Below are 10901 nucleotides of genomic sequence, written 5' to 3'. Positions count from 1 at the left end.
CAGGTATTCCCAGACCTTCCTCAAGTCCTCAAAAATTCCTTGGGGATTACCGAGCGGTGTAATGTAACCATGGAGCTCGGTAAGATTTACCTGCCTCATTATGAAGTCCCACCGGGCTATGATCTCGATTCCTATCTTGAGAAGCTTTGCTTGGAAAGTGTCAAGAAAAGATATTCGGAGGTAACTCCATCCATAATGGAACGGCTAAAGCACGAATTGGAGGTAATAAAGAGGACCGGTTTTTCCGGATATTTCCTAGTGGTCTGGGATTTTGTCAAGTTTGCCAAGGAGCATGGAATCAAGGTGGGTCCAGGCCGCGGAAGCGCGGCGGGGAGCATCGTCGCTTACGTCTTAGGGATAACAAACGTTGATCCCTTGAGGTACGGTTTACTCTTTGAAAGATTTTTGAACCCGGAGAGGGTGAGCATGCCCGATATAGATATAGACTTCTGTTATGAGCGCCGAGATGAGGTCATCGAATACGTAGCCGAGAAATATGGTCGGGATAAGGTGGCTCAAATCATCACCTTTGGAACGATGGCTGCGAGGGCGGCGACCAGAGATGCGGGGAGAGTATTTGGCATCCCTTATGGGAAAGTGGATAAAATTGCCAAACTCATACCGGAGAGTCCCGGCACCACCATCGAAGAGGCTTTACGAAACGTCCCCGAATTGCGCCAAGAGTATGAGAATGATGAAACCACTAGGCGCATCATAGACACCGCCAAGACATTGGAGGGATTGGCCAGGCAGGATTCCATCCATGCGGCTGGAGTCGTTATTTCTCGAGATGAGCTCACCAACTACACCCCCTTGCAGAGAAAAGGTACCCCTGAAACGATTACCCAATATCATATGGATGCCATCAAGAGGATAGGTCTTTTGAAGATGGATTTTCTGGGGCTTCGCACCCTTTCGGTTATCGATAATGCAGTGAACATAATCAAGAGAACCAGAGGCGAGGATTTGGATATAGATGATGTCTCCCTTGAGGATTCAAAAACCCTCGAGATGCTTCAAAAGGGCTTAAGTATAGGGGTATTCCAGCTTGAAAGCACTGGAATGCGCTCACTCCTAAAGGATTTACAACCCACAACCTTTGAAGACGTCATAAACATTTTAGCCCTTTATCGCCCTGGTCCTTTGGGCAGCAATATGGTTCAGGATTTCGTCGACCGAAAGCATGGTCGCAAGCCCATTTCTTATGTTCATCCCTCCCTTGAGCCCATATTGAAGGATACTTATGGAATCATCGTTTATCAGGAGCAGGTTATGAGGATAGCCTCCGAGTTGGCCGGATTCAGTATGGCCGAAGCCGATATCTTACGGGCGGCGATGAGTAAGAAGAAACCCCATGTTCTGGCGGAGCAAAGAGAAAAATTTGTTAAAGGAGCGAAGTCCAGAGGAATAGATGCCGAAACGGCACAGAAAATCTTCGATCTGATGGCCTACTTTGCTGGTTATGGCTTTAATCGTGCACATTCAGCTGCTTATGCAGTTATTTCTTATCAAACCGCTTATCTTAAAGCGAACTATCCCGTGGAATATATGGCCGCTCTTCTCACATCCGTGATGGGGAATAAGGACAAAGTGGCCCAGTACGTAAATGAATGTCGACGTTTGGGGATAAAGGTCTTGCCTCCGGATGTCAATGAGAGTTTCAAGAGTTTTACGGTGATCGGGGGAGTCCGCCCGCCAACGTCTCCGTCTGCCTCTACCGAGGGGTGGGCAGATAGCCCTGGCGGGCAGGCCATCAGATTTGGACTTTCGGCGGTTCGCAATGTGGGCAGTAGCGCCATTGATTCAATTATCCAGTCAAGAGAGAAGGGAGGTCCCTTCAAATCCATTTATGATTTCTGTGAAAGAGTCGATTTGACCGTGATCAATAAAAGGGCTTTGGAGAGTTTAATTAAGAGCGGAGCCTTCGATTCCTGTGGAGATACACGGAAGCATCTTTTAAGCATTTATGAACGGGCTATGGAGAGAGGATTGCGCAAGCGGAAGGACAGGGAGGTAGGGCAATTCACCTTTTTCGATCTTCATCAAGGTGAGTGCTACGAGGCACCCGAACAACGGGTTGAAGATGAATTTTCCAAGGAAGAATTACTCGCCCACGAAAAGGAAATGCTCGGTCTGTACGTGAGTGATCATCCCTTGTTAGGGGTGGAAAGATTGCTCCGAAATCGCCCTACAACCTCCATTGGTGAACTGCGAGAGCAAAAGGAGAGGAGTTCCGTTCGCATTGGTGGTATTATCACCCGCATAAGCCGTATTACCACCAGGCGAGGTGAAATAATGGCCTTTTTGACCTTAGAGGACCTGGAGGGTTCCGTTGAGGTCGTTCTTTTCCCAAAGGTTTATCAAAAGCACAGAGAGTTACTGAAGGAGGATAGGGTAATCAAGGTTAAGGGGCGGGTCGATGTGAAAGAGGAAGATGTCAAAGTCATCGGTCAAGAGGTTGAGATGTTGAATGACAGCAGCAACCGCAGCAGCAAGAGCTCTTTTCCTTTATGTATCAAAATGCCTTTGGAAAGCTTCAATAAAAAGCTCATTGACCAAATCAAAGAAATTTTAGAGACCCACCCCGGTTCCTCCCAAGTATACCTCCAACTTACCGAAGAGAATAAGACGACCACTTTTCGATTGGGTGCCAAATATCGTGTGAAAACTCAAAGCAGCTTATTCGCCGAATTGAAGGAGCTTCTCGGCGAGGATAACGTTTTTATTGACAATGGTCGCAACCAGCACATATAATTAATCCAAGCTGGGAATCGGTAGCGCGGGGGCTTGCTTCCCATATGGGTGCCCCCGCAATCCTTTGGTTATTAAACTCCTTAGTTTGGCAAATTTCAATTCCAGATAAGTGATATTATCTGCATAAATACTCCCTTCCGTGGCAAATGTAAAATGCAAAACTAAAAATGCAAAATGACAAAGAAAAATTTAAAACGACTGTGCAAACTTAAATTTTGCCAAAGTACAAGAAGATATTCCAATTGAGGGGTTAGTGATGATGCCAATCATTAAAATCGAAAAGTTCGATGAGACCAAGGTCGAGGAATTTCTCGCACGCCCTGTATTGGAAGATGAGGCTGCTCTAAAAGCGGTGCGGCAAATACTGGAGGATGTGCGAAAAGAAGGGGATCGAGCTCTCCTCAAATATACGAAGGAATTTGATGGAGCCGATCTTACGGGAGTGGGATTGGCGGTAAGAAAGGAAGAGGTTTCTGAGGCTTACTCGAGCGTGAGTCAGGAGTTTGTCGCGGCGATCAGGTTCGCCAAAGAGCGCATTCTCGATTTCCATGAGAGACAGAAGACGAGTTCGTGGTTTACAACTGAGAGGGAGGGCATTTGGCTTGGACAATTGGTTCGTCCAATCGCTAGGGTTGGGATTTACATACCTGGTGGTCTGGCCTCATATCCCTCCACGGTACTCATGAATGCCATTCCCGCCAGCGTGGCTGAGGTAAAGGAAATTGCCATGTGTGTTCCACCGAGACCCGATGGCAAGATAAACCCCTTCACCTTGGTGGCGGCGGAGGAAACGGGTGTGGATGAGATTTACAAACTAGGAGGAGCCCAGGCCATAGCAGCCTTAGCTTATGGAACGGAAACCGTAAAGAAGGTGGATAAGATCACGGGTCCGGGAAACATCTATGTGAACCTGGCTAAAAAACTAGTTGTGGGTCATGTTGGCATCGATAGGTTGGCGGGTCCAAGCGAGGTATTAATTCTCGCCGATGAAAAGGCTGATCCGAGGCTTATAGCGGCTGATATGCTTGGTCAGGCAGAGCATGCACCGGATGCCACCGCTTTGCTCATCACCACCTCTTTCCAGCTTGCTGAAAGGGTTAATTCGGCTCTTTCTGAACAACTTTCTGGGCTAAAGCGGCGAGAAGTTGCCGAAGAATCCATAAAGAGTCGAGGGAGGATATTTGTCGTCTCGGATATAGAAGTGGGAATAAAATTGGCCAACGCCATTGCCCCTGAACACCTGGAGTTAATGGTTGAAGAGCCCTTAAAATTTTTAAACGAGATCGAGAATGCCGGAGCTATTTTTCTCGGTTCCTATTCCACCGAGGCACTGGGTGATTATATAGCGGGACCGAATCATGTCCTCCCCACCGGAGGAAGTGCGCGTTTTTCCTCCCCCTTGGGCGTGGATGACTTCACCAAGAAATCGAGCGTGCTCATCTTCACAAAGAGTGGGTTGGAAAAGCTCGCGGAGGCTGTCACCGTTCTAGCTCAGGCCGAGGGACTGGAAGGCCATGCAAAGTCTGTAAAGATAAGAGTCGAGGGCAGCAAATAGATGACATTCTCCCACAAATTCATGGAGGTTCAACCACATCTTCTTGTGCGAAAAGAGATAATGGGCATCTTACCTCTAATTGATGGTTTGGTGCTGGACATAGACGGAGTAATCCTCGATGTATCCCGATCCTTCAGAGCCGCCATAAGCAAGACCACTCAATATTATTTTTCAAAGATACTCAACTGGGAAGGCACCTCTACGCTGATTACTCCCGAAGAGACTCAACTTTTTAAACTCGCAGGAGGATTTAACAATGATTGGGAGTTAACCTATGGAGTTGCTCTCTTTTATTTGGGAAAATCCCAGAAATTTTCGAGCCAAAATTTGGATTTTTTAAGATCGGAGGGCGAATCCCTGGAGGAATTTACCGAGAAGGTTCGAGATTCAGGCGGAGGGCTCAAGACCTTAGAAAAGTTGATATTCAGCTCTCTATCCCAGGGACAGAAAGGCAAGGTCACCGGTCTTTGGCGAAAGGACGTGATAAAACGGGTTTTTCAGGAGTATTATGGTGGGGTGGATTATTGTCCGAGGTTATACGGTTTTGAGCCGACTCTTGTTAAGCAAAAAGGGTTGCTCAATGAAGAAAGGGTTCTCGTGGATAGGAATAAAATAAAGTTCTTTTACCCCAAGATTGCCGTGGTTACGGGGAGAACGGGAAAGGAAGCGGAAGTCGCCTTGGAGAAAGCCAATTTAGCCGATCTTATTCCATCTCACCTGGTTTTATCCGATGATGATGGCTCCCTTAAAAAGCCAAATCCGGAGGTTCTTCTAAGTTTGGGGACCAAAATGCAAACTTGTGTGGGAATATATATGGGTGACACATGGGATGACCTGCAAACGGTCCGCAATTTTGGGAAAATTAACGCGCAAATGAGATTCCTTTCCTGCATTATTTCTCGCAAGCGATCTGAAGCACGTATTTACATTGAAGGTGGAGTGGATATCCTAGCCAGGGATCCCAATGGTGTATTGTCATTTATCATAAAATCAAAGGAGATGGGGGAGAAAAGTGGAGCGAACTAGCACGGTAAAAAGGGAGACCAAAGAAACTTTAATCGACATTTCCTTGAATATCGATGGGAAGGGTTTGTCCAAAATCGATACCGGCATACCCTTCCTCGACCACATGCTTGAGCTCTTCGCCAAGCATGGTCTGTTCGATTTGACCATCGAAGCGAGGGGAAATTTACATATCGATGCACACCACACCGTAGAAGATGTGGGCATTTGCTTGGGTCAAGCATTTCGGCGGTGTTTGGGAGATAAAAAGGGGATAAAAAGATTCGGTTTCAGCATCACTCCCATGGACGAAGCTCTTGTTCTGATTTCCTTGGATATAAGTGGGCGCTCTCGTCTTTTTTACGATGTGGAACTTCCCGTGGAGGTCATCGGGAATTTCGATGTGAGCTTGGTTCACGAATTCTTTCACGCCTTTGTGAATCACTCTGCCATCACCCTTCATATCAAGGTTCTGTTCGGCAAGAACACCCACCATATCATCGAGGCGATATTTAAGGGCTTGGGCATTGCTTTGGATACGGCTACAGCGATCGACCCCAGGAGAATGGAGGAAGTACCCTCCACCAAGGGCCAACTCTAAACTCGTCACTCGAATCTCGCAGAATTTCGAGCGACGATGTGACGAGCGACGATGATCCGTATGGCGCGTATTAATCGTGATATTAAGAAATCGAGGGAATTTCAATGATAGTGATAGTGGATTATGGAATGGGGAATTTAAGGAGTGTGCAAAAGGGTTTTGAAAAAGTTGGGTACGAAGCCGTCATAACCTCCGATCCGGGGGTGATTCGCAAATCTTCTGGTATGGTGCTTCCCGGAGTAGGAGCCTTCGCGGATGCCATGCACAATTTACGGGCTTCTGGATTAGAGGACGCCGTTCTGGAAATTCTCTCTCAAAGTAAGCCCTTTTTGGGTATTTGTTTGGGGCTACAACTCCTCTTTACTGAGAGTGAGGAGGATGGCTTGCACAAGGGACTTGGTATAATAAAGGGTCGAGTTTTGCGTCTTCCACCGGAAGTTAAAGTTCCGCATATGGGGTGGAATCGGATAAAAAAGGTGTGTGAAGCGCCCATCCTTCAAGGTATCTCCGATGGTTCTCATTTCTATTTCGTCCATTCCTACTATGTGGATCCAAAAGACAGTAATATCGTCTGCACCACTACCGAATATGGTATCGAGTTCACTTCCAGCATCTGGAAGAATAATATTTTTGCAGTTCAATTTCACCCGGAGAAAAGCAGCAAGTTGGGATTAAAAATATTAAAGAATTTTGGAGGTATCGTCTATGCTCATCTACCCCGCAGTTGATATCCTGGGCGGAAAATGTGTACGCCTTTTTCAGGGAAGATTTGAAACCGTGAAGGTTTATTCCGAAGATCCTGCGGAGATGGCGAAGAGGTGGGAGGATGAAGGCGCTCAATTCTTGCATGTCGTGGATCTTAACGGTGCCGCCTCTGGTAAACCTCAAAATTTACCGGCCATCGAAAAAATCATCAAATCTGTGGGTATTCCCATCCAAGTTGGTGGAGGAATAAGAGATATTAAAACTGTGGAGAAGTTATTGAATTTGGGAGTTCGAAGAGCTGTCTTGGGAACCGCGGTTATAAATGCTCCAGAGTTTGTTGCCGAAGCATGCCTGAAATTTGGACCCAAAATCGTAGCCGCCATTGATACCCGAAGTGGGAAGGTAGCCATAAGCGGCTGGAGAGAGAGTACGGAATATGATGCATGGGAGGTCGCTCGGGAGTTGAAGATGCTTGGCATTTCGCGTTTAATTTACACGGATATCCTCTCCGATGGAACACAGCGTGGGATCAATTTTGACGCTGTGCGAGACATGGTTCAAAGGATTGACATCTCTCTGATCGTTTCCGGAGGAGTATCCAGTTTGGAAGATATCATAAATCTCAAAAGGTTGGAGCCTTTAGGAGTGGAGGGTGTGATCATCGGAACGGCTCTTTATGAAGGGACATTTTCTCTTAAAGAAGCGATGGCTGCAGCGGGTTGTGTTACCGGTAGGTGAAGGAAGTGTTGACTAAACGGATCATTCCTTGCCTGGATGTGAAAGAGGGCAGGGTGGTAAAGGGAGTAAAATTTGTGAATCTCAGAGACGCGGGGGACCCCGTAGAGTTAGCAGCGGTCTATGACAGGGAAGGTGCGGATGAACTGGTCTTTCTGGATATCACCGCCTCTTACGAGAAACGGGGGATAATGGTAGATGTAGCTCGCCGTACCGCGGAGGAGGTTTTCATCCCATATACAGTCGGTGGAGGTATCAGAACCATGGAAGATATCAGAAATCTTCTTTCTGCTGGTGCCGACAAGGTCTCTTTAAATACCGCCGCGGTAAAGAATCCGCAGATTGTAAGGGAAGCTTCTAAGAAGTTTGGAAGCCAGTGCATCGTGGTTGCCATAGATGCCAAAAGGGTTCACGGTTCACTCCCGACTTTAAGGTGGGAAGTTTACATAAATGGGGGGAGAACACCCACGGGTTTGGATGCTGTGGAATGGGCAAGGAAGGTTGAGAGCCTTGGGGCGGGAGAAATCTTGCTCACCAGCATGGATAGGGATGGCACAAAGGATGGGTACGATATTGCGCTAACTCGAGCCGTGTCAAGCGCCATTAATATACCCCTCATCGCCTCGGGAGGTGCTGGAAAGTTGGAGCATTTCCTCGAAGTCATCATTGAAGCGCATGCAGATGCCGTGCTCGCCGCCTCTCTTTTCCATTATGGAGAGTTAATAATAAAAGAAGTTAAAGAATATTTAAAAGAGCATGGAATTCCCGTAAGATTGTGAAAAAATTTCTCCAAAGGAATTTCTCTTTTCATTATAGCGAGGTAAATAGAATCAGAGGGAAGGGAATGTGAAGTGAGATTCTTTGTCATAGTTGTAATACCACTAGCCATCGGTGTCGCAATTATGATCCTCGTTCGCTATCTCCTGGTGAGGATGGTCACAAAATCCAGTGGAGAGAGGGGAGATGAGCCCCCAAAAAAAGGAAAAGTCTAATGAGTGATTTGCATTTTAAATTTGTAGCGAGGTGGGTTAAAACATTTTACAAACCAAGAGGGAACTCTAAGGGAATTGAGTTATAGAAAGGAGTTCACGTGAAGAAGGATATACTCGGTGAAGTAAAGTTAAAATTCGATGAGAGAGGATTGATCCCTGCCATAGTCCAGGATTTTAAAACTGGCGAGGTGCTAATGCTCGCCTATATGAATGAAGAATCTCTCAAGAGGACTTTGGAGAGTGGTGAGACCTGGTTTTGGAGCCGCTCCCGCCAGGAGTTATGGCATAAAGGGGAAGGTTCGGGAAATATCCAGAAAGTAAAGGAAATTCGCTACGATTGCGATGAAGATACATTGCTAGTTTTGGTCGAGCAAATCGGAGTCGCATGCCACACTGGCAACATATCCTGCTTCTACCGAACCCTCAAAAAATTCCCAAATATATCGACTGCAGACCGATATATGTTGAACGATCGATAAAAGACGCCGGATTTAACATAGAATATAAGAAAAAATGAAATTAATGGTTTGCCCGGGGAAATTGTTATTGCAGTAAAGAGTGATTTATGATTTTTAACCCCCCGTAAAAGAAGGAATTTTTGGATGATTGGCGAATATATAGTTGCAAAGAATCATGTATTAATGTTAAACTTTATGAAAATTGAAATATATTATAAAGTCGGTGATGAGGACTAGTAGTTTAGAGGGCTTAGCCACAGAGAGCCGGGGTTTGCTGAAACCCGGTGCAAGTCTCTAAATGAATGGACCTCTGAGACGCAAACCGAAAATGGTTTTGGTTGGTGTGGACCAAACTGTGAGTAGGCTTTGTCGGAACTTTTACCGTTAAAAGAAAGAGGGTATTATCTGTACCCGTAGAGTGACTTATGGGTAACTAGGGTGGCACCGCGAGAAAAGCCTCTCGTCCCTTGACGAGAGGCTTTTTGTTTTGATGTTATTACCTAGGACTTGTAACCTGTGACATGCGATATTTTCCTTTGAGGAGAGGTAGCCACAATGTACCATCCATCACGCAGTGAGTTCAAAGAACTCACCAAAAAGTATAATTTGATACCGGTGTATCGGGAGATCGTCGCCGATACGGATACACCCGTTTCGGCTTTTAAGAAGCTGGGTGAGAGCACCAACGCTTTTCTTTTGGAGAGCGTCGAGGGTGGAGAAAGGCTTGGGCGTTATTCCTTTTTGGGTAATAATCCTTACCTCGTTATCACCTGCGACGATGGTGACTTGCAGATCATGCAGGGGCAAAAGGTGACAAAAATATCGAATATTCCCGATCCCCTGAAAATCATTGAAGAGATCATCTCCCAATATCGCCCCGCCCAAATGGAGGAGCCCCCACCGTTTTATGGTGGAGCCGTGGGCTATCTGGGCTATGATGTCATCCGATATTTCGAAGATATTCCCAGGACCACTCAGGATGATTTACACCTCCCCGAAATGATCTTTGTCTTCACGGATACCATTCTCATCTTTGATCATCTAAAGCACAAAATTAAGGTGGTAGCCAACGCCCATATCGACCAGACCTACCGGCAGGCAGGTGGCGAAGCCGATGAGGCTTACGATCAAGCCATTTGTAAAGTGGAAGATCTAATCGAAAAGCTAAAACAACCCGTTGTTCACACTCCCCTTCGGGAATACTCCCATGTCTCAGCAGGTATCTCCCATCCTCACCTGGAATCTAACATGTCAAAGGAGGATTTCATCGAAGCCGTGAGTGAGGCAAAGGGATATATTAGAGCCGGGGACATTCTTCAAGTCGTATTATCGCAGAGATTCTCCACCGAGATTAAGGCTGATCCCTTTGATATTTATCGGGCGTTAAGGATGATAAATCCATCACCCTACATGTATTACTTGAAATTTGGAGATTTAAAGCTCATTGGCTCATCCCCTGAGCCCTTGGTGAAGGTCCAAGGCTCCTATGTAATTACCCGCCCCATCGCGGGCACTCGCCCCCGGGGGGGAACGGATGAGGAGGATAGAAAACTCGAGACCGAACTGCTGAGCGACGAAAAGGAACGGGCCGAACACATCATGCTCGTGGATCTGGGTCGGAATGATTTGGGCAGGGTATGCAAGCCGGGCAGTGTGAAGGTGGAAGAACTGATGTTCATCGAAAGATATTCTCATGTAATGCACATCGTCTCCACCGTCGGTGGAACTTTGAGGAAAGATAAAAATGCCTTCGACGTTTTAAGAGCGGCTTTCCCCGCGGGAACCGTCACGGGTGCTCCCAAAATAAGGGCTATGGAAATCATCGATGAGCTTGAACCGACTTTGAGGGGTCCGTATGCGGGAGCTGTAGGATACTTCAGTTATTCTGGAAATTTGGATTCGTGCATAACTATAAGGACGATCATCGTTGTGAGAAATAAAGCATATGTACAAGCTGGAGCGGGGATCGTTTACGATTCTGTCCCCGAGAGGGAATTTCAGGAATCCGTGAATAAAGCTCAGGCACTCCTTTCGGCGGTTCATATGGCGGAGAATAGTTTGGGGAGCTACAAATGATACTAATGATAGATAACTATGAC

Annotated in this window: 9 protein-coding genes, 1 pseudogene and 1 other annotated feature; all 10 genes and pseudogenes read left to right on the top strand. The window is 46.5% G+C overall.

The features are described 5' to 3' along the window. Positions 1-2754: DNA polymerase III subunit alpha (gene dnaE / locus AB1466_06580; GenBank protein MEW6189748.1), on the top strand; the 2754-nt coding region annotated here is incomplete at its 5' end. A 256-nt stretch (positions 2755-3010) separates the two neighbouring features. Continuing rightward, positions 3011-4309, top strand: a complete 1299-nt coding sequence (hisD, locus tag AB1466_06575; protein MEW6189747.1) for a histidinol dehydrogenase — start codon at positions 3011-3013, stop codon at positions 4307-4309. A gap of 60 nt (positions 4310-4369) precedes the next feature. Further along, the gene (locus AB1466_06570; GenBank protein MEW6189746.1) at positions 4370-5335 is read left to right on the top strand and encodes an HAD hydrolase-like protein; all 966 of its coding nucleotides are present in this window, start codon (positions 4370-4372) and stop codon (positions 5333-5335) included. Next, on the top strand, positions 5322-5912 hold the full coding sequence (gene hisB, locus AB1466_06565; protein ID MEW6189745.1) for an imidazoleglycerol-phosphate dehydratase HisB: 591 nt from the start codon (positions 5322-5324) through the stop codon (positions 5910-5912). Before AB1466_06570 ends, hisB begins: the two co-directional genes overlap by 14 nt. Positions 5913-6016: 104 nt before the next feature. Continuing rightward, complete coding sequence (gene hisH, locus AB1466_06560) at positions 6017-6640, top strand: imidazole glycerol phosphate synthase subunit HisH (protein MEW6189744.1); 624 nt, start codon at positions 6017-6019, stop codon at positions 6638-6640. Then, complete coding sequence (gene hisA / locus AB1466_06555; protein MEW6189743.1) at positions 6618-7355, top strand: 1-(5-phosphoribosyl)-5-[(5-phosphoribosylamino)methylideneamino]imidazole-4-carboxamide isomerase; 738 nt, start codon at positions 6618-6620, stop codon at positions 7353-7355. The genes hisH and hisA overlap by 23 nt, the downstream gene beginning before the upstream one ends. A gap of 5 nt (positions 7356-7360) precedes the next feature. Further along, positions 7361-8131: an imidazole glycerol phosphate synthase subunit HisF gene (hisF, locus tag AB1466_06550; protein ID MEW6189742.1), complete on the top strand. Its 771-nt coding sequence runs from the start codon at positions 7361-7363 to the stop codon at positions 8129-8131. Between the two features lie 72 nt (positions 8132-8203). Further along, entirely contained in the window at positions 8204-8344 is a 141-nt protein-coding gene (locus tag AB1466_06545; protein MEW6189741.1) for a hypothetical protein, read from the top strand. 110 nt (positions 8345-8454) lie between these two features. Next, positions 8455-8769 (top strand): annotated as a pseudogene (gene hisI / locus AB1466_06540) (phosphoribosyl-AMP cyclohydrolase). 247 nt (positions 8770-9016) lie between these two features. Next, positions 9017-9273, top strand: a binding site (T-box leader). Between the two features lie 84 nt (positions 9274-9357). After that, a complete protein-coding gene (gene trpE / locus AB1466_06535) occupies positions 9358-10878 on the top strand; it encodes an anthranilate synthase component I (protein MEW6189740.1) in 1521 nt (506 codons plus the stop codon). Positions 10879-10901: the final 23 nt, after the last annotated feature.

The organism is Actinomycetota bacterium, assembly GCA_040755895.1.
Classification (GTDB): Bacteria; Actinomycetota; Aquicultoria; order Subteraquimicrobiales; family Subteraquimicrobiaceae; genus Subteraquimicrobium.
Note: the sequence above shows the minus strand (reverse complement) of the source record. Positions and strands in the feature narration are given on the sequence as shown.